Raw genomic sequence first — 22,001 nt, forward strand, 5'->3', positions numbered from 1 at the left:
GGCCAGTCTGTCAGCAGGCGACCTGCGGCTGTGTCCGGGCCCGTTGGGCGTGCATGGGCATCTCGGTCAGACCCGGGAAGTACACGTGCAGGCTGACGGCTCCTTCGAGGGAGTCGTTGACCATCTCGTGGACGTGTCCGGGCGCGAAGACGTGCAGCGCGCCGGGGGTGAGGCGGCGGGGTCCGCGTGCGGTGCGTTCGGTGAGCGTTCCCTCCAGCACGGTGTGGACACCGCTGGACGGTCCGTGGTCGTGGAGCCCGCTGCCCTGGCCGGGCACCCAGCTCAGCAGCCACACCTCGTAGCCGGGGCCGGTGCGCAGCCGGTGGTACCAGCGGGTGGTCTCGTCGTACCGCACCAGGGGAGCCCAACACTCACGATCACCCGCGAGAGCGGTGGCCATCCCGGCGAACTGCGCGACGGTGGATGGGTGCTCGGCGACGGGCCGCAGAAGATGCGGCACGGAGAAGGGATCTCCGGCGATCTCGTTGTCGTTGTTCATGTGTGAGGTGGTCTCAGTGCTTCCGGAAGTGAGGAGAGGTGGGGCAGAAGATGTGTGCGTGCAGATTGATTCGGAACGGCGATCGGGTTGTCAACTCGGGGCCATCCCTTGGCGCATTCTTTCATCACATCCGGTCGTGCTGTCTGCTGAAAGGTTTATGCACCGTCTGAAGCGGTCAGGAGCACGCTTCAGTCACGCAGTACGCGGTCAGGGGCGTATCGCATCAGTGCCCCTCTTTGATCCGAAATGAAGATCGGATAAAGCGAACGTGCTGAGTTGCGTGAGCATAGTTTGTGGCGATTTGAACACTTTCCGTATGGCTGTGGTGCCAGAGGGTGAATCATCGGGTGAATGGCAGATCGTGGCTTGACTGCCCGGGAGTGACGCACCTGTAATTTCACTCGTGTCGTTCGACGGCAATCGATAGCGAGCGATGGCATCACGGGGTAGCAAAGAGGACGAGGGGCGCGCACATGACCGAGCTGTTCCACCAACTGCTGGTCAACGAAGCGGACGAAGAGATGGGCTGGCAGGAGCGCGCGCTGTGCGCCCAGACCGACCCGGAGTCGTTCTTCCCCGAGAAGGGCGGTTCCACCCGCGAAGCCAAAAAAGTATGCCTGGCCTGCGAGGTGCGCTCCGAATGCCTGGAGTACGCCCTCGCCAACGACGAACGATTCGGCATCTGGGGCGGCCTGTCCGAACGGGAGCGCCGCCGACTGAAGAAGGCCGCCGTCTGACCGCGGCGACGCCGCGAAGAACACGTCGGCACGGCCGTACATCTCCCCGGCGGGCCATGGACAGTTGTCCGGTACGCGGAGCGCCGTCGGCCCCAGCCGCTAGTGTGGTGCGCTGTCCCCGACGCACTCGCCGCTGCCGCAGGGCGCGCGCGTCCCCCAGCCCACCGAGCGAACCGGGGTCCGCACCTCGATGTCCGTGCACAGCCAGCAGCCGGCGCACCCGTCCGCCACCACCGCTGCCGCCGCCACCCCAGCCTTCCCGCAGCATGTGGTCACCGCCGTGCTCGTCTCGCACGACGGCGAACGCTGGCTCCCGGAGGTCCTCACCGGACTGCTGGGCCAGGACCGGCCCGTCCAGGACGTCATCGCCGCCGACACCGGCAGCGCCGACAGTTCCGCCACCCTGGTCACCGAGGCGTTCGGCGCCGACCGGGTGCTGCACCTCGCCCGCCGCACCGGCTTCGGCACCGCCGTCGCCGAGGCCGCCCGCAGCGCGCCCGTGCTCACCCCCGACGACCTCCCGTACCTCAAACGCCCGGAGGCGTGGGACCCGACGACGCGGACCTGGAACAACGACGTCTACGACCTGCCCGAATTCCCGCACGGCGAACCCGTCCACTGGCTGTGGCTGCTGCACGACGACTCGGCCCCCGAGCCCGACGCGCTCGCCGAACTCCTGCGGCAGGCCGACGCCAGCCCCTCCGCCGCCGTCATCGGCGCCAAACTCCGCGGCTGGTACGACCGCCGCCAACTCCTGGAAGCCGGCGTCACCATCGCCAACAGCGGCCGCCGCTGGACCGGCCTGGACCGCCGCGAACAGGACCAGGGCCAGCACGACCAGGTCCGCCCCGTGCTGTCCGTCTCCACCGCCGGAATGCTCATCCGCCGCGACGTCTACGAGGAACTCGGCGGCTTCGACCGCCGGCTGCCCCTCATGCGCGACGACGTCGACCTGTGCTGGCGTGCCCACTCCGCCGGCCACAACGTCCTGATCGCCCCCGGCGCCGTCCTGCGGCACGCCGAGGCCGCCGCCCGCGAACGCCGCACCATCGACTGCTCCGGCCGCACCGCCGTCAACCCGCACCGCGTCGACAAGGCCGCCGCCGCGTACACCCTGCTCACCGGCGTCCGCACCCGCGCCCTGCCCTGGGTCCTGTTCCGGCTCGTCCTGGGCACCATGCTGCGCGTCCTGGGCTACCTGGTGGGCAAACTCCCCGGCCGCGCCCTCGACGAGGCCACCGGACTGCTGGCGACCCTGCTGCGCCCCGAGCGCGTCCTCGCCGCCCGCAAACGCCGCCCCAAAGCCGCCGAACCCGGCGAACTGAGAGCCCTGTTCCCCCCCGCGGGCGCCACCCTGCGGGCCACCGTCGAGCAGATCGTCGGCGCCGTCTCCGCCCGCTCCGAAGCGGCCGCCGCCACCAGCGGCGGCGGCCGGCACGGCGGCCCGGTCGAATCCGGGCCCGGCGACGACGACACCGAATCGCTCCAGGTCGAACAGTTCGCCCGGCTCAAGCGGCTCGCCCGCAAACCCGGACTCGTGCTGTTCGTCGGCCTGTTCGCCGTCGCCGCCGTCGCCGCCCGCGACCTCATCGGCGGAGGCGCCCTGGCCGGCGGCGCCCTGCTGCCCGCCCCCGCCGACATCTCCACCTGGTGGGACCGCGTCTGGCAGACCTGGCAGCCGATCGGCACCGGCGGCGCCGAGAGCGCGCCCCCCTACCTCGGCGCCCTCGCCCTGCTCGCCGGCGCGCTGCTCGGCAACCCCGGCGTCGCCATGACCGCGCTGCTGGTGTGCTCCGTGCCGCTGGCCGGCGTCAGCGCGTACCTCACCTCCAAGCCCCTGGTGACCTCGCGCCTGCTGCGCGCCTGGGCCGCCATCGCGTACGCCTTCCTGCCCGCCGTCACCGGCGCGCTGGCCACCGGACGCGTCGGCACCGCCGTGCTCGCCGTCCTCCTGCCGCCGCTGGTCCGCTGCGCCGTGGCCGCCGCCGGGCACACCCGCGACAGCGGCAAGGGCTCCTGGCGCGCCGCCTGGGCCGCCGCCCTGCTGCTCACCGTCGCCACCGCCTTCACCCCCGTGATGTGGCCGCTGGCCGTCCTGCTCGCCGTCGTCTCGCTCGCCCTGCCGCTGCGCCTGGAGGGCGCGCTGCGGGTGGCCAAGGCCGTACGCTTCGCGGCGATCCTGCTCACCCCGTTGCTGCTGCTCGCGCCGTGGTCCTTCTCGGTGCTGCTGAGCCCCGACGAATTCCGGCACGAGGCCGGGCTGCGCTTCGACACCGGCGCCGCCACGGCCACCCAGCTGCTCAACGCCAACCCCGGCGGCCCCGGCACCCCCGGCAGCTGGCTGCTGATCGGGCTGCTGTTCGCCGCCCTGGGCGCGCTGCTGCGCACCGACCGCCGACTGGCGATCGGCACCGCCTGGAGCGGCGCGCTGCTGGCCCTGCTGTTCGGGGTGTGGGTCAACGACAGCGCCTGGGCCGGGCCCGCGACACTGCTGTACGGCATCGCCCTGCTGTCCGCCGCCGTGCTCGGCGCGGACGGGGCGCGCGGACGCGTCGCCGCGCAGAGCTTCGGCTGGCGGCAGCCGGTCGCCGTGGCGGTCGCCACCGCGGCCGCCGCCGGGCCGCTGCTGGTCGCCGCCGGCTGGATGATCAGCGGCGCCGACGGCCCGCTCCAGCGCCGCGACCCGGTGCAGGTGCCGGCCTTCGTCGCCGAGGAGTCCTCGACGCGCGACCAGGCCCGCACGCTGGTGCTGGCCGGGGAGAGCGACAGCGCGGACGGTCTGACCGAGCGCGTCACCTACACGCTGGTACGCGGCTCGGGCGCCCGGCTCGGCGACGCCGACGTGGCCCGGCTGCTGGGCGAGGACACCGCGCTGACCCGCGCCGTGGGCGACCTGGTGGCCGGCTCCGGCGCCGACCAGACCGAGGCGCTCGCCGCCTACGCCGTGCGCTACGTACTGGTGCAGGACGGCTCGCCCGCCGAACTGCGCCGCGTCCTGGACACCACGCCGGGTCTCAAGCGGCTCAGCCAGGAGGACGGCGGCGCGCTGTGGCGGGTGGAGAGCCCGGTCGGCCGCGTGATGGTGCTGCCCGCCGAGGGTTCGGCCGAGGCGCCGGTGGCGCTGCCCGCCGGACCGGTCGAGGCGCACACCGACCTCCCGGAGGGCGAGGCCGGGCGCGTGCTGCGGCTGGCCGACACCGCGGACGAGGCGTGGACCGCGACGCTGGACGGCACGCCGCTGAAGCCGGTGACGGTGGGCGGCTGGGCGCAGGGCTTCGAACTGCCGGAGGGCGGCGGCAAGCTGGCCCTCACCTACGACACCCCCGGGACGCACACCCTGTGGGTGTGGACGCAGGGCTTCCTGCTGCTGGTGGTGGCGGTGCTGGCGCTGCCGGGCCGCCGCAAGGAGCTGGACGACGACCTGCCGGACCCGGAGGAGGCCGCCGCGGCCGCGGTGCCCTCGCAGGGCCGCGGTGCGCGTCGCCGCGCGGCCGCGGAGGCGGCCGAAGCGGCGCGGACGGGGGAGACGGCGGACGCGGGGGACACCGCGGACACCCCGGACCACGCGTCGCCGCCGCCCGGTCCCGACCCGGAGCCGCAGCCCGAGCCCGGACCGGAGCCCGGGTACGTCCCGCAGCAGCAGGGCTACTACCAGGACCAGCAGCCGCAGCAACAGCAGGACTGGGCCGGCTACTACGACCAGCAGCAGCAGCAACAGCAGCAGTACGGCGGCTGGGACGGTCAGTACCCGCAGCAGCAGCAACAGCAACAGCAACAACAACAGCAGAACTACCAGGCGCCGTACGACTATCCGGCCGATTACGGCGACGGGAGCAGCCAGCGATGAACCGGACGACCATCTCCCTGCTGGCCACGGTCACCGCGCTCGTCGCGGTGACCGGCGTGGCCTCCCTCGGCGACGGCGAAGAGGACACCACCCCCGCCGGCAAGGCCCGTGAGATGCCGGTGGAACGCACCGCCCTCACCTGCCCCCGCCCCACCGACGCGGAACTGGCGACCACCGAGTACACCGCGTACACCCCGGCCGCCGAGAGCAGCGCCGAGGGCCGGGGCGAGGGCCGCGCCTACCTCCTCCCCGCCCCCGAGTACACGGCCGGCTTCGGCACCGACGAGGACGAGGACGGCGAGGGCCCCGAGCCGCTGGTCGCCCTGGAGCAGCCGGGCGTCCCCGTCGCCGAGAGCATCGACACCTACGGGGCGCCCGCACTCGCCGGCACCGCCGAGCAACTGCTGGCCCCCGGCTGGACGGTGCAGCAGACCACCAGCGTCCGGTCCGGCAGCGGCCAGGGCCTGATGGGTACCGCCTGCCAGGTCCCGGACAGCGAGTTCTGGTTCGCCGGCGCCAGCACGGCGGACGCCCGCAACGACTACGTCCACCTCACCAACCCCGACGAGAGCCCCGTCGTCGTGGACATCCAGCTGTACGGCCCGGAGGGCCGGCTGGAGTCCGCACTGGGCGGCGAGGGCGTCACCGTCCCCGGCGGCACCTCGGTCCCGGTCCGGCTGACCACGCTCACCGATGAGCCGCTGGCCGACCTGGCCGTCCAGGTGACCGCCCGCACCGGCCGGATCGGCGCCCAGATCGAGGCCACCGACGCCCAGCTCGGCGTCGACTGGCTGACCCCCGTCTCCGCCACCACCGGTCCGCTGGTGCTCCCCGGCATCCCCGCCGACGCCCGTACCGTCCGGCTGGTCGCGTACGCGCCCGGCGAGGACGATGTGGCGCTGGACGTCGCCCTGTCCGGGCCCACCGGCTCCTTCACCCCGGCCGGCAACGAGTCGATCACCCTGCGCTCGCGCACCCTCACCGCCATCGACCTGGAGGACCTCACGCAGGGCCAGCCCGGCTCGCTGGTCCTCACCCCGTCCTCCGGGTCGGGCGACGGCCGGGTGGTGGTCGGACTGCGGGTGACCCAGGGCGAGGACGACGAGCGCGAGATGGCGTTCATCCCGGCCACCGCTCCCATAGAGCAGCGCGCGAGCGTGGCGGGCAACACCGCCAAGGGCACCACGCTCTCGCTGGTCGCGCCGGACGAGGCGGCCGAGGTGCGGATCACCGTCTCGGGCGGCAGCGGCGGGGGAGACGCCCCGGAGCCGGAGACGTACACGGTGGAGGCCAGGAGCACCCTGGCCATCGCGCCCGAGCTGCCCGACGGCGCCAAGGGCCGCTACGCCATCACCATCGAACGCCTCGGCGGCGGCGAACTGTACGCGTCCCGCACGCTGTCGAAGAAGCAGGACGACATGGTGACGTTCACGGTCCAGACGATCCCCGACGACCGCTCGACGGTGTCCGTGCCGCAGACCGGTCCCGACCTGTCCGTCCTCACGGACTGACGCCGCTCACTCCTGGCCGTACCTGGGGTCCACCGACTCCGGGGACAGGCCCAGGAGTTCGGCGGCCTGTTCGACCACCACCTCGTGGACCAGGTGGGCCCGCTCGTCGCGGTCGCGGCTGCGCAGTTCCACGGGGCGGCGGTAGACCACGACGAGATCGCGGCCGTCCGGGGTCCGCGCGCGGACGATGCCGCCCAGCGGCACCGTGGCGTCGTCCCCCTCCGGGAGCACCGGCGGCACCTCCCGCACCCCGAAGTCCACCCCGGCCAGCTCCGGCAGCCGCCGCCGGAGCCGGTCGGCGGACTCCAGCACCAGCGAGTCGAAGGTGTCGGAGCGGGTGAGGGCGAGCGGCACCTGCGGTGGCGCGACCGGTCCGCGCATGCCGCGGCCGTGCCGGTCCCTGCGCCGCGGGCGGCGGCCGTCGGGACCTGGCGGACCTGGGGGGACGCTGCGATTGTCCATCGGCTCCGACCTTAGATGACGATGGGTGGCTGTACCGGTTCGATACCGGTTCCTTCAACGTTTCAGTCCCTGATGGGGAACAAACCGTACGTCCCGGAACGAATCCGGTCCGAAAACGGACACGGCGCGGCGACACGGGAGGGTGACGCCGGGGTGAGTCGTCGCGGCCCGCTCAGGAGTGCGGTACGGTCCAACATCGTGAGCCCCGTACGTCGCTGTTCGCGCACCGCGTGCGGCCGTCCCGCCGTGGCGACGCTGACGTATGTCTACGCGGACTCCACGGCCGTACTCGGTCCCCTCGCCACTTATGCCGAGCCGCACTGCTATGACCTGTGCGCCGAGCACTCCGAGCGGCTGACCGCCCCCCGCGGCTGGGAGGTGGTCCGCCTCGCCGTGGACACCTCCGCCTCCCGCCCCAGCGGTGACGACCTCGAAGCGCTCGCCGACGCCGTACGGGAGGCCGCCCGTACCCCGCCGCCGTCCTCCGAGGACCTCGCGGAATCGGCGGGCCGCCCGGTCAGGGACGCCACGAGCGCCATGGAAGTCGCCCGTCGCGGCCATCTGCGGATCCTCCGCTCTCCCGAACAGTAGGCCCACACCAACCACGGACAAGGGGTGAACTGTGCCCGCAACGGACCTGTCACAGCTCGTCAAGGCTTACGACGTACGCGGAGTCGTCCCCGACCAGTGGGACGAACACCTCGCCGAACTCTTCGGCGCCGCCTTCGTCGAGGTCGCCCTCGGCGACAGCGACGGCATCGTCATCGGCCACGACATGCGGCCCTCCTCGCCCGGCCTCGCCCACGCCTTCGCGCGCGGCGCAGCCGCCCGCGGTGCCGACGTGACCGAGATCGGGCTGTGTTCGACCGATCAGCTCTACTACGCGAGCGGCGCGCTCGACCTGCCGGGCGCCATGTTCACCGCCAGCCACAACCCCGCCCGGTACAACGGCATCAAGATGTGCCGCTCCGGCGCCAGGCCGGTCGGGCAGGACAGCGGGCTCGCCGAGATCCGCGCCCTGGTGGAGCGGTGGGCGGACCACGGCGCGCCGGAGCCCGTCGCCACCCCCGGCCGCATCACCCAACGCGACCTGCTGGAGGACTACGCCGGCCATCTGCGCGGCCTGGTCGACCTCACCGCCATCCGCCCGCTGAAGGTCGTCATCGACGCGGGCAACGGCATGGGCGGCCACACCGCCCCCACCGTCTTCGCCGGGCTGCCCGTCGAGGTCGACCCGATGTACTTCGAACTCGACGGCACCTTCCCCAACCACGAGGCCAACCCGCTGGACCCGGCCAACATCGTGGACCTCCAGGCCCGGGTGCGGGAGACCGGCGCCGACGTCGGACTCGCCTTCGACGGCGACGCCGACCGCTGCTTCGTCGTCGACGAACGCGGCGAACCCGTCTCCCCGTCCGCCATCACCGCCCTGGTCGCCGCCCGCGAACTCGCCAAGGCCCCCGGCTCCGCCATCATCCACAACCTCATCACCTCCTGGTCGGTGGCCGAGGTCGTCGAGGAGAACGGCGGCACCCCGGTGCGCACCCGGGTCGGCCACTCCTTCATCAAGGGCGAGATGGCCGCGACCGGCGCCATCTTCGGCGGCGAACACTCCGCCCACTACTACTTCCGCGACTTCTGGAACGCCGACACCGGCATGCTCGCCGCCCTGCACGTCCTCGCCGCCCTCGGCGGACAGGACGGCCCGCTCTCCCAGCTCGTCGCCGCCTACGACCGGTACCCCGCCTCCGGCGAGATCAACACCGAGGTCGCCGACCAGGCAGGCCGCACCGCCGCGGTCCGCGCACGGTACGAGGGCGGCCAGGACACGGACATCGACACCCTGGACGGGCTGACGGTCACCACCCCCGACTGGTGGTTCAACCTGCGCCCCTCCAACACCGAACCGCTGCTGCGGCTGAACGTCGAGGCCAGGGACGAGGAGACCGTGGCCAGGATCCGCGACGAGGTCCTCGCCCTCATCACGGCCTGACCCGACCGCCACCGCTGCCGCCCGCCCGCCCGTCCGGACGGGCGGCGGTAGGCTGAGTGACCCCGACGCGACACCCGCGCACCGTCCGCAACTCCCCGGAGGGACACCACCCATGCCGCTCGTCGAAGCCGCGCTGCTGGAGATCCTCGCCTGTCCCGTGTGCCACGCACCGCTCCGGGAGGACGAGGACCGCTCCGAACTGATCTGCACCGACGCCGGCTGCGGCCTCGCCTACCCCGTCCGGGACGGCGTCCCCGTCCTCCTGGAGGACGAGGCCCGCAGGCCCGCCCGGTGATCGACGAGACCCTGCTGGACGACTCCGAGCGGCTGCTGCGCGCCGACACCCGCGGCCTGCTGCGCGGAGTCGCCACCGCCGGGGCACAGGTACGCACCGCCGCCCGCGCCGCCACCGAGGCCGGCATCGACGGGCTGCGCCCCGAAGGCCGCCCCGGCACCATCCTCATCGCCGGCACCGGCCCCGAAGTACCCCTCGCCGCCGACCTGCTGACCGCCCTGCCCGGGAGCTCCCGGCCGGAGGCCGCGGGAGGCTCCGCGCCCCTGACCGTGCTGCCCGCCACCGGGCCGCTCGCCGCACCCGGCGCCCTGCGCTGGACGCTGCCGCGCTGGGCCGGCCCCATGGACCTGCTGCTCGTCACCTCCGCCGAGGGCACCGAGGCCGGACTGCCGCTCCTGGTGGACGCCGCCTACCGGCGCGGCTGCTCCATCGTCTCCGTCACCCCGGCCGGCAGCCCGCTCGCCGAGGCCACCACGCACCGCCGCAACCTCACCGTGCCGCTCACCCGGCCCGCCCACCTGGAGCCCGCCGGACACCTTCCCCCGGCCTTCGGCCCGTACTGGTCCCTGCTCACCCCGCTGCTGCTGCTCGGTGACCGGCTCGGCCTGTACGAGGGCGCAGGACAGAGCGAGGTGGCCGCCCTCGCCGACCGGCTCGACCGGCACGCCGAACGCTGCGGGCCCACCGCCCCCACGGCGGGCAACCCCGGCAAGACGCTGGCCGCCGAATGCTCCGCCGCCCTGCCGCTGCTGTGGAGCGAGGGCCCGCTGGCCGGCGCCGTCGCCCGGCACTGCGCCGCCACGTTCACCGCGCTCGCCGGCACCCCCGCGCTCGCCGCCGCGCTGCCCGGCGCCCTCACCGCCCACGGCGCGCTGCTCACCCGCACCACCCGCACCACCGAGGACGACTTCTTCCGCGACCGCGTCGACGAACCCGAGGCACCGCGCCCGCGCGTCCTGCTGCTGCGCGAGGACGCCGCGGCCGTCCCGGCCGACAGCGCCGTGACCGCCGCCCGCGACCTCGCCCACGAGCACGGCATCGCCCTGGGCGAGATCGCCCCCGCCGAGGACGCCGAAGGGCCGCTGGCCGCCCTCGCCGACCTTCTCGCCCCCCTGGATTTCGCCGCCGTTTACCTGACGCTCGCCTGACGCCCGCGATCATGGGGTCATGGACAGCCTCGACAACCCGATCCGGCCCTACGCCTGGGGCTCGACGACCGCCATCCCCGCACTGCTGGGCACCGAGCCCACCGGAGAACCCCAGGCCGAACTGTGGATGGGCGCCCACCCCGGCGCCCCCTCCCGCCTGAACCGCGGCGCCGGACCCCGCACCCTCGGCGAGACCATCACCGCCGACCCCGAGAGCGAACTCGGCCCGCGCGCCCTCGCCGCCTTCGGCCCCCGGCTGCCCTTCCTCCTCAAGGTGCTCGCCGCCGGCTCCCCGCTCTCCCTCCAGGTCCACCCCTCCCGCTCCCAGGCCCAGAGCGGCTTCGCGGACGAGGAGCGCAGGGGCGTCCCCCTCGACGCCCCGCACCGCAACTACAAGGACGCCAACCACAAGCCCGAACTCATCTGCGCCCTCACCCCGTTCGAGGGACTGTGCGGCTTCCGCCCCGCCGCGCGGGCCGCCGCCCTCCTGGAGGGCCTGGGCATCGACGAACTCAAGCCGTACGCGCTCACCCTGCGCTCCCGGCCCGCGGGCGAGGCACTGCGCGAGGTCCTCACCGGCCTCCTCGGCGCCGACCGCGCCACCCTCGCCCCGACCGTCGACCGGGCCGCCCGTGCCGCCGAACGCCTCGGCGGCGCGTACGCCCCGTACGCCGCCATCGCCCGGCACCACCCCGGTGACCCCGGGGTACTCGCCGCGATGCTGCTCCACCACGTCACGCTGCGGCCCGGCGAGGCCCTCTACCTCGGCGCCGGCGTCCCGCACGCCTACCTCAGCGGCCTGGGCGTCGAGATCATGGCCAACTCCGACAACGTGCTCCGCTGCGGTCTCACCCCCAAGCACGTCGACATCCCCGAACTGCTGCGCGTCGTCCGCTTCGAACCCACCGACGCCGGCGTCCTGCGCCCCGAACCCGGCCCCGGCGGCGAGGAGGTGTACCCCGCGCCCATCGACGAGTTCCGGCTCTCCCGCTACGTCCTGGAGGCGGACGCCGGAACGGACACCGGCGCCCGCACCGTCCCGGCCGGCGGACCCCAGATCCTGCTGTGCACCCACGGCACGGTCACCCTGCGCACCGACGCCCCGCAGCGCGCCGAACTGACCCTGCGCCCGGGCCGTTCCGCGTACGTACCGGCGTCCGAAACCGTCACGATCACCGGCCCCGGCACCCTCTTCCGTGCCACTGTGGCCCAGTGACCGCACCGCCCAAGGCGTGTAGATTTGGGCCCGGAGTAGGAGTAGACGTCGCTGCTGATGGCAGTCGGGCGGCCGCCAGGCCCGGCCCGGCCGAGGGGTAAGAAGGCCCTCCGACGGATGCGAAGCCCGGGCCCCCGCACGCCTCGCGCGCCGCGTGGTCCGTCCGGCAACTGCATTCTGTCCGTCAGCCAACCCTCCCAGGAGGAGCAGCAGTCATGTCCCACGACCAGGACCAGGACTTCAAGGTCGCCGATCTCTCGCTGGCCGCCTTCGGGCGCAAGGAGATCACCCTCGCCGAGCACGAGATGCCGGGCCTGATGGCGATCCGCGAGGAGTACGCCGCGTCCCAGCCGCTGGCCGGCGCCCGCATCACCGGATCGCTGCACATGACCGTGCAGACCGCCGTCCTCATCGAGACCCTCGTCGCGCTCGGCGCACGCGTCCGCTGGGCGTCCTGCAACATCTTCTCCACCCAGGACCACGCGGCCGCCGCCGTCGCCGAGGCCGGCATCCCCGTCTTCGCCTGGAAGGGCGAGACGCTCGAAGAGTACTGGTGGTGCACCGAGCAGGCCCTCACCTGGGCCGACTCCCCGACCGGCGGCCCCAACATGATCCTGGACGACGGCGGCGACGCCACCGTCCTGGTCCACAAGGGCGTCGAGTACGAGAAGGCCGGCGCCGTGCCGGACCCGGCCACCAGCGCGGAGAGCGACGAGCACCGCGTCATCCTCGAACTGCTCACCCGCACCCTCGCCGAGAGCCCGCAGAAGTGGACGCGGGCCTCCGCCGAGATCCAGGGCGTGACCGAGGAGACCACCACCGGCGTCCACCGCCTGTACGAGATGTTCCGGGACGGCAGCCTGCTCTTCCCGGCCATCAACGTGAACGACTCCGTCACCAAGTCGAAGTTCGACAACAAGTACGGCTGCCGCCACTCCCTCATCGACGGCATCAACCGCGCCACCGATGTCCTCATCGGCGGCAAGGTCGCCGTCGTGTGCGGCTACGGCGACGTCGGCAAGGGCTGCGCCGAGTCGCTGCGCGGCCAGGGCGCGCGCGTCATCATCACCGAGATCGACCCGATCTGCGCGCTCCAGGCCGCGATGGACGGCTACCAGGTGGCCCGCCTGGATGACGTGGTGGAGACCGCCGACATCTTCGTCACCACCACCGGCAACAAGGACATCATCATGGCCGCCGACATGGTGCGGATGAAGCACCAGGCGATCGTCGGCAACATCGGCCACTTCGACAACGAGATCGACATGGCCGGCCTCGCCAAGATCCCCGGCGTGGTGCGCGACGAGGTCAAGCCTCAGGTGCACACCTGGACCTTCCCCGACGGGCACACCATCATCGTGCTCTCCGAGGGCCGGCTGCTGAACCTGGGCAACGCCACCGGGCACCCCTCGTTCGTGATGTCCAACAGCTTCGCCAACCAGACGATCGCCCAGATCGAGCTGTTCACGAAGCCCGACGCGTACCCGGTGGGCGTCTACACCCTGCCCAAGCACCTGGACGAGAAGGTCGCCCGGCTGCACCTGGACGCCCTCGGTGTCCGGCTGACCGAGCTCACCAAGGACCAGGCCGACTACATCGGCGTCCCGGTCGAGGGCCCCTACAAGCCGGACCACTACCGCTACTGATCCACTCGGCACGACGTGACGTGGCATGAGGGCCGTACCCTGGCCCTCATGCCACGCGGCCGTTACAGCCTCCACGACCCGTACGACGGAACGCCGCTGGGGCAGGAGCGCTTCCAGTGCGCTCCCGGCCCGCACGGCTGGCGCTACGTCTCGCGCACCACCGCCGCGGACGGCGCCCCGGCCGGTTCCGTGGATCTCACCCTGGACGATCTCGGCCGCCCGCTGCGGCTCGAACTCCACGCCGGCGACTGGCAGGTACGCGGCGCCGCGCTCTCCGGTGTGACGTGGGTGCGTACCGATCCCACCGGCGAGTACGCCCAGGAGGGCAACGCGGCGGCGCACGGTTTCGCCGGGCGGTCGCCGGCGCATCTGCTGGCCGTCGCCCAGCTGCTGCGGCTGCGCGAGGGGGAGGGGGCGACCCGGGTCCGGCTGGTGGAGTTCACCGAGCCGGTGCTGGCGCCGCGCACCCGGGACGAGACATGGACGCTGCTGGGCAGCGAGATCCACGCGGCGGAGGGCGGCGGGGCGCTGACCGTCCACGCGTACCGGATCGACGACCAGGAGACGGGGGAGCGGCACAGCCTGCATCTGGCGGGTGATGTGGTGCTGTCGGGGCCGGGGATCGAGCTGGAGGAGCTGGACGCGCCGCCCTCGGAGTTCAGGACGGCGGGGTAGGACCGCCGGGGGCGGGCCGCTGCTCGGTGAGGACCGGACCGGGGGCGTACGGGGGGACGTGCGAGGCCGCCGCGGGGCCGGGACCGAAGACCCGCTCGCTGTCCCGGCGCCGCCGTTCGGCCGCCACCGCCGACAGATAGCCGGCCGGATGCAGGCCGGGCGGCGCGGGCGTGCCCACCCGGGTGGCGACATCCCCGGCGAGCCGCTGCCCCATGGACCAGGCGGCGGTGGGCTCCATCTTGCCCATCCGGGTCAGGTACTGGCGCACGGCGAGCCACAGCCCGTCCGGCACCTGGGAGAGGTCGAGCGCGGTGAACTGCCCGGCCAGCTCGGGGGGCGGCGGGGGCAGCGGGAGGGTGCGGCGGCCGGGGAGCCGCTCGCGGACCACCAGGGTCCCGGCGAACACGTCGCCGAGCCGGCGTCCCTGGGGCGAGACGAGGGAGGCGATCAGGGCGACGGACCCCCCGGTCATGATGATCTCGACGAAGCCGATGACCCCGCGCACCAGCGCGTGCCGGAACCGTACGGGCCCGCCGTCCGTGCGCACCACGCGCAGCCCGAGGACCAGCTTGCCGAGCGAGCGCCCCTGGGTGAGGGTCTCGACGGCGATGGGCACCCCGATGAGGACGAGGATCAGCAGCGCGACCTGCACGGCCTGGGCGGTGGCGAAGCCCAGCGGGACGACGGCCGACAGGAGCAGCAGGCTGATCAGCAGATAGCCGGTGATGATGAGGAGGGCGTCGATGGCGATCGCCAGCGCCCGAGTCGGGACCCGCGCGGGCTGGAGCCCGAGCACCACCGCATCACCCGTGACGAGTTGACTCATCTGCCCAGTCTCGCATTGTCATCTGGGAAGCTTTCCTTATGGATCTCGATGTCTTCATGGCCGCGCACGGGCCGGAGTGGGACCGGCTGGATCAGCTGCTGCGGCGGCGTCGGCGGCTCAGTGGGGCCGAGACGGACGAACTGGTGGTGTTGTACCAGCGCACCTCGACGCAGCTGTCGCAGATCCAGTCCTCCTCACCCGATCCGGTGCTGATCAACCGGCTGACCACGCTGGTGGCGCGGGCACGGGCGAAGGTGGTGGGGACGCGGAAGGCCACGTGGCGGGACGCGGCGCACTTCTTCACGGCCGGCTTTCCGGCGGCGCTGTACCGCACCCGGCGGTGGTGGGTGCCGGTGGCGGTGCTCTTCACGGTGGCCGTGGCGGGCATGGGGTGGTGGATCGCGGCCAACCCCGAGGTGCAGGCGTCGATGGCGGCACCGGAGGAGCTGCGGGAGATGACGCGCCCCGGCGGCCAGTACGAGACGTATTACTCCAGCAGTCCGGCGGCGGCGTTCTCGGCCCAGGTGTGGACGAACAACGCGCAGGTGGCGGGGATGTCGCTGGCGTTCGGTGCGCTGTTGGGGATCCCGGTGCTGTGGGTGCTGTTCTCGAACGCGGTGAATGTGGCGACCGGCGTCGGGCTGATGGCGTCGGCCGACCGGCTCGACGTGTTCCTGGGGCTGATCCTGCCGCACGGGCTGCTGGAGCTGACGGCGGTGTTCGTCGCGGCGGGGGTGGGGCTGCGGCTCGGCTGGACGGTGCTGGACCCGGGGCCGCGGACCCGGCTGACGGCGCTGGCGGCCGAGGGCCGGGCGGCGATCGGGATGGCGCTGGGTCTGGCGCTGGTGCTGTTCGTCTCCGGACTGATCGAGGGCTTCGTGACCCCGTCGGGGCTGCCGACCTGGGCGCGGATCGCGATCGGGGTGGTGGCGGAGCTGGCGTTCCTGGCGTACGTGTTCGTGGTCGGGAAGCGCGCGGTGGAGGCCGGCGAGACGGGTGACATGGCCGAGGCCGACCGGCCGGCCGAGGTACCTGTCGCGGCCTGAGCAGTGGATTTGACGGTGGGGTGAGGGATGCGTAATGTTCTCCGAGCTGTCCGCCCCTCGGGGCTTGGACGGCACATCTCGCCGCTCATGATCACGCTGATCACGAAAGCGGCACTCACTCGAAAGAGAACGATCCCCGCGAGGGCCTTATTTGGCTTGCCCAAATTCGGTACTCGGCCCCGGATTTTGAATCCGGCGGGGAAATCCTCTAAAGTAGTGAACACGCCGGAGGGCGAAAAACTTACCGGGCCGAAAGGCTCAACTCCTCCCAGCGGAGGCCAAGTTCGGGAAACCGAGTGTGGTAAGCTGGGAAACACGAAGGGAAAGCCCGGAGGGGCCCGAGAGGGAACCAAAGGAAGCATCCGTTCCTTGAGAACTCAACAGCGTGCCAAATAGTCAATGCCAGATTATTTACTGAGTCTGCATCTCGACCTCGTCTGAGGTGCAGCATTTAAGCGAGGATTTTCCTTGCTCTTACATGAAGCATTCATGGAGAGTTTGATCCTGGCTCAGGACGAACGCTGGCGGCGTGCTTAACACATGCAAGTCGAACGATGAACCGGTTTCGGCCGGGGATTAGTGGCGAACGGGTGAGTAACACGTGGGCAATCTGCCCTGCACTCTGGGATAAGCCCGGGAAACTGGGTCTAATACCGGATACGACACATGAGCGCATGCTCGTGTGTGGAAAGTTCCGGCGGTGCAGGATGAGCCCGCGGCCTATCAGTTTGTTGGTGGGGTAGTGGCCTACCAAGACGACGACGGGTAGCCGGCCTGAGAGGGTGACCGGCCACACTGGGACTGAGACACGGCCCAGACTCCTACGGGAGGCAGCAGTGGGGAATATTGCACAATGGGCGAAAGCCTGATGCAGCGACGCCGCGTGAGGGATGACGGCCTTCGGGTTGTAAACCTCTTTCAGCAGGGAAGAAGCGAAAGTGACGGTACCTGCAGAAGAAGCACCGGCTAACTACGTGCCAGCAGCCGCGGTAATACGTAGGGTGCAAGCGTTGTCCGGAATTATTGGGCGTAAAGAGCTCGTAGGCGGCCTGTCGCGTCGATTGTGAAAGCCCAGGGCTTAACCCTGGGTCTGCAGTCGATACGGGCAGGCTAGAGTTCGGTAGGGGAGATCGGAATTCCTGGTGTAGCGGTGAAATGCGCAGATATCAGGAGGAACACCGGTGGCGAAGGCGGATCTCTGGGCCGATACTGACGCTGAGGAGCGAAAGCGTGGGGAGCGAACAGGATTAGATACCCTGGTAGTCCACGCCGTAAACGGTGGGCACTAGGTGTGGGCAACATTCCACGTTGTCCGTGCCGCAGCTAACGCATTAAGTGCCCCGCCTGGGGAGTACGGCCGCAAGGCTAAAACTCAAAGGAATTGACGGGGGCCCGCACAAGCGGCGGAGCATGTGGCTTAATTCGACGCAACGCGAAGAACCTTACCAAGGCTTGACATACACCGGAAACGGCCAGAGATGGTCGCCCCCTTGTGGTCGGTGTACAGGTGGTGCATGGCTGTCGTCAGCTCGTGTCGTGAGATGTTGGGTTAAGTCCCGCAACGAGCGCAACCCTTATCCTGTGTTGCCAGCGGATCCCTTCGGGGGTGCCGGGGACTCACGGGAGACTGCCGGGGTCAACTCGGAGGAAGGTGGGGACGACGTCAAGTCATCATGCCCCTTATGTCTTGGGCTGCACACGTGCTACAATGGCCGGTACAATGAGCTGCGATACCGTGAGGTGGAGCGAATCTCAAAAAGCCGGTCTCAGTTCGGATTGGGGTCTGCAACTCGACCCCATGAAGTCGGAGTCGCTAGTAATCGCAGATCAGCATTGCTGCGGTGAATACGTTCCCGGGCCTTGTACACACCGCCCGTCACGTCATGAAAGTCGGTAACACCCGAAGCCGGTGGCCTAACCCCTTGTGGGAGGGAGCTGTCGAAGGTGGGACTGGCGATTGGGACGAAGTCGTAACAAGGTAGCCGTACCGGAAGGTGCGGCTGGATCACCTCCTTTCTAAGGAGCTTCTAGGCCGCGAGAGCGGTCCAGAGCCACTACGCCGGCGAGTGTTCGGCGGTGGTTTGCTCATGGGTGGAACATTGACTGCATCATTTGGTTCGCTGTTGGGTGTCTGAAGGTACGGCGGTTTTCCGTTGGATCTTCGGTTGTTGTTTGAGAATTGCACAGTGGACGCGAGCATCTGTGGCCAAGTTTTTAAGGGCGCACGGTGGATGCCTTGGTACCAGGAACCGATGAAGGACGTGGGAGGCCGCGATAGTCCCCGGGGAGTTGTCAACCTAGCTGTGATCCGGGGGTTTCCGAATGGGGAAACCCGGCAGTCGTTATGGGCTGTCACCCACTGCTGAATGTATAGGCGGTGTGGAGGGAACGCGGGGAAGTGAAACATCTCAGTACCCGCAGGAAGAGAAAACAACCGTGATTCCGGGAGTAGTGGTGAGCGAAACCGGAGGAGGCTAAACCGTATGTGTGTGATACCCGGCAGGGGTTGCGCATGCGGGGTTGTGGGAGCTTTTTTGATCGTTCTGCCGGACGGTCGGTGAGTAAGAAACTGTGTGGATAGGCGAAGGGCATGCGAAAGGCCCGGCGTAGAGGGTAAGACCCCCGTAGCTGAAATCTGCATGGCTCACTTAAAGGTTTCCCAAGTAGCATGGGGCCCGAGAAATCCTGTGTGAATCTGGCGGGACCACCCGTTAAGCCTAAATATTCCCTGGTGACCGATAGTGGATAGTACCGTGAGGGAATGGTGAAAAGTACCGCGGGAGCGGAGTGAAATAGTTCCTGAAACCGTGTGCCTACAAGCCGTGGGAGCGTCGTGCACAGAGCTTGCTCTGTGTGCCGTGACTGCGTGCCTTTTGAAGAATGAGCCTGCGAGTTTGCGGTGTGTTGCGAGGTTAACCCGTGTGGGGTAGCCGTAGCGAAAGCGAGTCCGAACAGGGCGATTGAGTAGCATGCCCTAGACCCGAAGCGGAGTGATCTAGCCATGGGCAGGGTGAAGCGAGGGTAAGACCTCGTGGAGGCCCGAACCCACCAGAGTTGAAAATCTGGGGGATGACCTGTGGTTAGGGGTGAAAGGCCAATCAAACTCCGTGATAGCTGGTTCTCCCCGAAATGCATTTAGGTGCAGCGTCGTGTGTTTCTTGCCGGAGGTAGAGCACTGGATAGGTGATGGGCCTTACCGGGTTACTGACCTTAGCCAAACTCCGAATGCCGGTAAGTGAGAGCGCGGCAGTGAGACTGTGGGGGATAAGCTCCATGGTCGAGAGGGAAACAGCCCAGAGCATCGACTAAGGCCCCTAAGCGTGTGCTAAGTGGGAAAGGATGTGGAGTCGCAGAGACAACCAGGAGGTTGGCTTAGAAGCAGCCACCCTTGAAAGAGTGCGTAATAGCTCACTGGTCGAGTGATTCTGCGCCGACAATGTAGCGGGGCTCAAGTACACCGCCGAAGTCGTGTCACTGCAACAATACTTCTAACGAGGGTTGTGGTGGGTAGGGGAGCGTCGTGTGCCGGGTGAAGCAGCCGTGGAAACGAGTTGTGGACGGTATGCGAGTGAGAATGCAGGCATGAGTAGCGATACAAGAGTGGGAAACTCTTGCGCCGATTGACTAAGGGTTCCTGGGTCAAGTTGATCTGCCCAGGGTAAGTCGGGGCCTAAGGCGAGGCCGACAGGCGTAGTCGATGGATAACCGGTTGATATTCCGGTACCCGTTGTGGAGCGCCAACGCTGAATCAGGCGATGCTAAGCCCGCGAAGCCGCCATCTGTCCCTTCGGGGGTGGGTGGAGTGGTGGAGTCGGTGGTCCAGACCTGTAGTAGGTGAGTGATGGGGTGACGCAGGAAGGTAGTCCAGCCCGGGCGGTGGTTGTCCCGGGGTAAGGGTGTGGCCCGTGGAGCAGGTAAATCCGTTCCACACGAGGGTGAGACCTGATGCCGAGCCGATTGTGGTGAAGTGGATGATCCTATGCTGTCGAGAAAAGCCTCTAGCGAGTTTCACAATGGCCCGTACCCTAAACCGACTCAGGTGGTCAGGTAGAGTATACCGAGGCGTTCGGGTGAACTATGGTTAAGGAACTCGGCAAAATGCCCCCGTAACTTCGGGAGAAGGGGGGCCATTTCCGGTGATGAGACTTGCTCTCTGAGCTGGGGGTGGCCGCAGAGACCAGCGAGAAGCGACTGTTTACTAAAAACACAGGTCCGTGCGAAGCTGTAAGGCGATGTATACGGACTGACGCCTGCCCGGTGCTGGAACGTTAAGGGGACCGGTTAGTCACATTTCGGTGTGGCGAAGCTGAGAACTTAAGCGCCAGTAAACGGCGGTGGTAACTATAACCATCCTAAGGTAGCGAAATTCCTTGTCGGGTAAGTTCCGACCTGCACGAATGGCGTAACGACTTCTTGACTGTCTCAACCATAGGCCCGGTGAAATTGCACTACGAGTAAAGATGCTCGTTTCGCGCAGCAGGACGGAAAGACCCCGGGACCTTTACTATAGCTTGATATTGGTGTTCGGTTCGGTTTGTGTAGGATAGGTGGGAGACTGTGAAGCCTGGACGCTAGTTCAGGTGGAGTCGTTGTTGAAATACCACTCTGATCGTGCTGGATGTCTAACCTGGGTCCGTGATCCGGATCGGGGACAGTGTCTGGTGGGTAGTTTAACTGGGGCGGTTGCCTCCTAAAGAGTAACGGAGGCGCCCAAAGGTTCCCTCAGCCTGGTTGGTCATCAGGTGGTGAGTGTAAGTGCACAAGGGAGCTTGACTGTGAGACTGGCAGGTCGAGCAGGTGCGAAAGCAGGGACTAGTGATCCGGCGGTGGTTTGTGGAAGCGCCGTCGCTCAACGGATAAAAGGTACCCCGGGGATAACAGGCTGATCTTCCCCAAGAGTCCGTATCGACGGGATGGTTTGGCACCTCGATGTCGGCTCGTCGCATCCTGGGGCTGGAGTTGGTCCCAAGGGTTGGGCTGTTCGCCCATTAAAGCGGTACGCGAGCTGGGTTTAGAACGTCGTGAGACAGTTCGGTCCCTATCCGCTGCGCGCGCAGGAGTCTTGAGAAGGGCTGTCCCTAGTACGAGAGGACCGGGACGGACGAACCTCTGGTGTGCCAGTTGTTCTGCCAAGGGCATGGCTGGTTGGCTACGTTCGGAAAGGATAACCGCTGAAAGCATCTAAGCGGGAAGCCTGCTTCGAGATGAGGACTCCCACCCACTTGATGGGTTAAGGCTCCCTGTAGACGACAGGGTTGATAGGCCAGATATGGAAGCCTTGTAAGAGGTGGAGTTGACTGGTACTAATAGGCCGAGGGCTTGTCCTCAGATGCTCGCGTCCACTGTGATTTTTTTTCGAATGACAACCATTAGAGTTTCGGTGGTCATGGCGAAAGGGAAACGCCCGGTTACATTCCGAACCCGGAAGCTAAGCCTTTCAGCGCCGATGGTACTGCATGGGGGACCGTGTGGGAGAGTAGGTCGCCGCCGAACAATCTTTGACAAGAGGCCCGTTGGGGGATTTCGATCCCCCAACGGGCCTCTTTCTGTTTTTCCCGTGCTTTCGGAGCTGCCGGAGCTACTGTCGCCGGCGGCCGAGCCGGGTGCCGCCGAGATCGAGGTGCTGCCGAGCGGTACCTGTGAGCAGGGCGAGATGCTGCGGGACGGCCGCGCCGATGTGGCGCTCATGCACGCGCCGTTCAACTCCCTGGCCGGGTTCGACAGTGAGGAGCTCAGGAGCGAGGGACAGATCGCCGTCCTGCCGGCCGGTCACCCGCTCGCGGCGCGTGGTGCGCTGTCCCTGGCCGAGGTCGGTGACATCCCCGGTCTGCCGCTCGCGCGGTGGGCCCGGCACGGCACGTACCCGCCCGGTCCGGGGCCGGAGATCCACGATCAGACGCAGCTGGCCCAGTTGATCGCCCTGGGCCGCACGGTGGCCGTCTACCCCGAATCGGCCCGCGCCTGGCTGTGGGCCGAACACGCCGCGGTCCCGCTGAGCGACGCGCCCCCCGTCGTCACGCACCTCGCCTGGCCCGCGCACAGCCGTTCGCTCGCCCTCGCCGGGCTGGTCCGTACGGCCACCCGGTTGTGACGCCCGGCG

The 22,001-nt window shown here is 69.1% G+C and carries 14 protein-coding genes, 3 rRNA genes and 1 pseudogene; 15 read left to right on the plus strand and 3 right to left on the minus strand.

What is annotated here, in order from left to right:
• Nucleotides 1-10 precede the first annotated feature (10 nt).
• A complete protein-coding gene (locus H7827_RS19410; protein ID WP_432746716.1) occupies nt 11-499 on the minus strand; it encodes a cysteine dioxygenase in 489 nt (162 codons plus the stop codon).
• 473 nt (nt 500-972) lie between these two features.
• Here H7827_RS19410 and H7827_RS19415 point away from each other — a divergent pair, with 473 nt between their 5' ends.
• The 3 genes from H7827_RS19415 to H7827_RS19425 all read left to right on the plus strand — a co-directional run bounded on the left by H7827_RS19415 (nt 973) and on the right by H7827_RS19425 (nt 6,594).
• On the plus strand, nt 973-1,236 hold the full coding sequence (locus H7827_RS19415; protein ID WP_019435379.1) for a WhiB family transcriptional regulator: 264 nt from the start codon (nt 973-975) through the stop codon (nt 1,234-1,236).
• Between the two features lie 190 nt (nt 1,237-1,426).
• On the plus strand, nt 1,427-5,083 hold the full coding sequence (locus H7827_RS19420) for a glycosyltransferase (RefSeq protein WP_432746717.1): 3,657 nt from the start codon (nt 1,427-1,429) through the stop codon (nt 5,081-5,083).
• The gene (locus tag H7827_RS19425; RefSeq protein WP_432746718.1) at nt 5,080-6,594 is read left to right on the plus strand and encodes a DUF5719 family protein; all 1,515 of its coding nucleotides are present in this window, start codon (nt 5,080-5,082) and stop codon (nt 6,592-6,594) included. The genes H7827_RS19420 and H7827_RS19425 overlap by 4 nt, the downstream gene beginning before the upstream one ends.
• 6 nt (nt 6,595-6,600) lie before the next feature.
• Here the strand turns inward: H7827_RS19425 and H7827_RS19430 are convergent, their stop codons facing one another.
• Complete coding sequence (locus H7827_RS19430) at nt 6,601-7,056, minus strand: metallopeptidase family protein (RefSeq protein ID WP_078635705.1); 456 nt, start codon at nt 7,054-7,056, stop codon at nt 6,601-6,603.
• Between the two features lie 153 nt (nt 7,057-7,209).
• Between H7827_RS19430 and H7827_RS19435 the strand changes: the two genes are divergently transcribed.
• From H7827_RS19435 to H7827_RS19465, 7 genes are all read left to right on the plus strand, one after another.
• Nucleotides 7,210-7,647 (plus strand): DUF3499 domain-containing protein, encoded by a 438-nt coding sequence (locus tag H7827_RS19435; RefSeq protein WP_234306938.1) that lies wholly within the window; start codon nt 7,210-7,212, stop codon nt 7,645-7,647.
• A gap of 31 nt (nt 7,648-7,678) precedes the next feature.
• Nucleotides 7,679-9,049, plus strand: coding sequence for a phosphomannomutase/phosphoglucomutase (locus H7827_RS19440; RefSeq protein WP_432746719.1), 1,371 nt, complete (start codon nt 7,679-7,681; stop codon nt 9,047-9,049).
• A gap of 112 nt (nt 9,050-9,161) precedes the next feature.
• Nucleotides 9,162-9,344 (plus strand): Trm112 family protein, encoded by a 183-nt coding sequence (locus H7827_RS19445; RefSeq protein WP_030735568.1) that lies wholly within the window; start codon nt 9,162-9,164, stop codon nt 9,342-9,344.
• Nucleotides 9,341-10,492, plus strand: coding sequence for an SIS domain-containing protein (locus tag H7827_RS19450; RefSeq protein ID WP_432746720.1), 1,152 nt, complete (start codon nt 9,341-9,343; stop codon nt 10,490-10,492). Before H7827_RS19445 ends, H7827_RS19450 begins: the two co-directional genes overlap by 4 nt.
• A 19-nt stretch (nt 10,493-10,511) precedes the next feature.
• Nucleotides 10,512-11,708, plus strand: a complete 1,197-nt coding sequence (gene manA / locus H7827_RS19455; protein ID WP_386541707.1) for a mannose-6-phosphate isomerase, class I — start codon at nt 10,512-10,514, stop codon at nt 11,706-11,708.
• 215 nt (nt 11,709-11,923) lie between these two features.
• A complete protein-coding gene (gene ahcY / locus H7827_RS19460; RefSeq protein ID WP_432746721.1) occupies nt 11,924-13,354 on the plus strand; it encodes an adenosylhomocysteinase in 1,431 nt (476 codons plus the stop codon).
• 48 nt (nt 13,355-13,402) lie between these two features.
• On the plus strand, nt 13,403-14,029 hold the full coding sequence (locus H7827_RS19465; RefSeq protein ID WP_432746722.1) for a hypothetical protein: 627 nt from the start codon (nt 13,403-13,405) through the stop codon (nt 14,027-14,029).
• Here H7827_RS19465 and H7827_RS19470 read toward each other — a convergent pair.
• A complete protein-coding gene (locus tag H7827_RS19470; RefSeq protein WP_432746723.1) occupies nt 14,013-14,855 on the minus strand; it encodes an RDD family protein in 843 nt (280 codons plus the stop codon). The genes H7827_RS19465 and H7827_RS19470 overlap by 17 nt on opposite strands.
• Before the next feature lie 38 nt (nt 14,856-14,893).
• On the opposite strand from H7827_RS19470, the gene H7827_RS19475 reads away from it, so the two are divergent.
• The 5 genes and pseudogenes from H7827_RS19475 to H7827_RS19495 form a co-directional block, all read left to right on the plus strand.
• The gene (locus H7827_RS19475) at nt 14,894-15,901 is read left to right on the plus strand and encodes a stage II sporulation protein M (RefSeq protein WP_030735551.1); all 1,008 of its coding nucleotides are present in this window, start codon (nt 14,894-14,896) and stop codon (nt 15,899-15,901) included.
• A gap of 486 nt (nt 15,902-16,387) precedes the next feature.
• Nucleotides 16,388-17,917: ribosomal RNA gene (locus H7827_RS19480) — 16S ribosomal RNA — on the plus strand.
• 188 nt (nt 17,918-18,105) lie between these two features.
• A 23S ribosomal RNA gene (locus tag H7827_RS19485) occupies nt 18,106-21,228 on the plus strand.
• Between the two features lie 49 nt (nt 21,229-21,277).
• Nucleotides 21,278-21,394 (plus strand): 5S ribosomal RNA (rrf, locus tag H7827_RS19490).
• Together the 16S, 23S and 5S rRNA genes form the textbook arrangement of a ribosomal RNA operon.
• A 97-nt stretch (nt 21,395-21,491) precedes the next feature.
• Nucleotides 21,492-21,992: pseudogene (locus tag H7827_RS19495) on the plus strand (LysR substrate-binding domain-containing protein); the annotation flags it as partial.
• Between the last annotated feature and the right edge of the window lie 9 nt (nt 21,993-22,001).

Origin of the sequence: Streptomyces sp. JH002 (genome assembly GCF_050916115.1) — a bacterium.
GTDB lineage: Bacteria > Actinomycetota > Actinomycetes > Streptomycetales > Streptomycetaceae > Streptomyces > Streptomyces xiamenensis.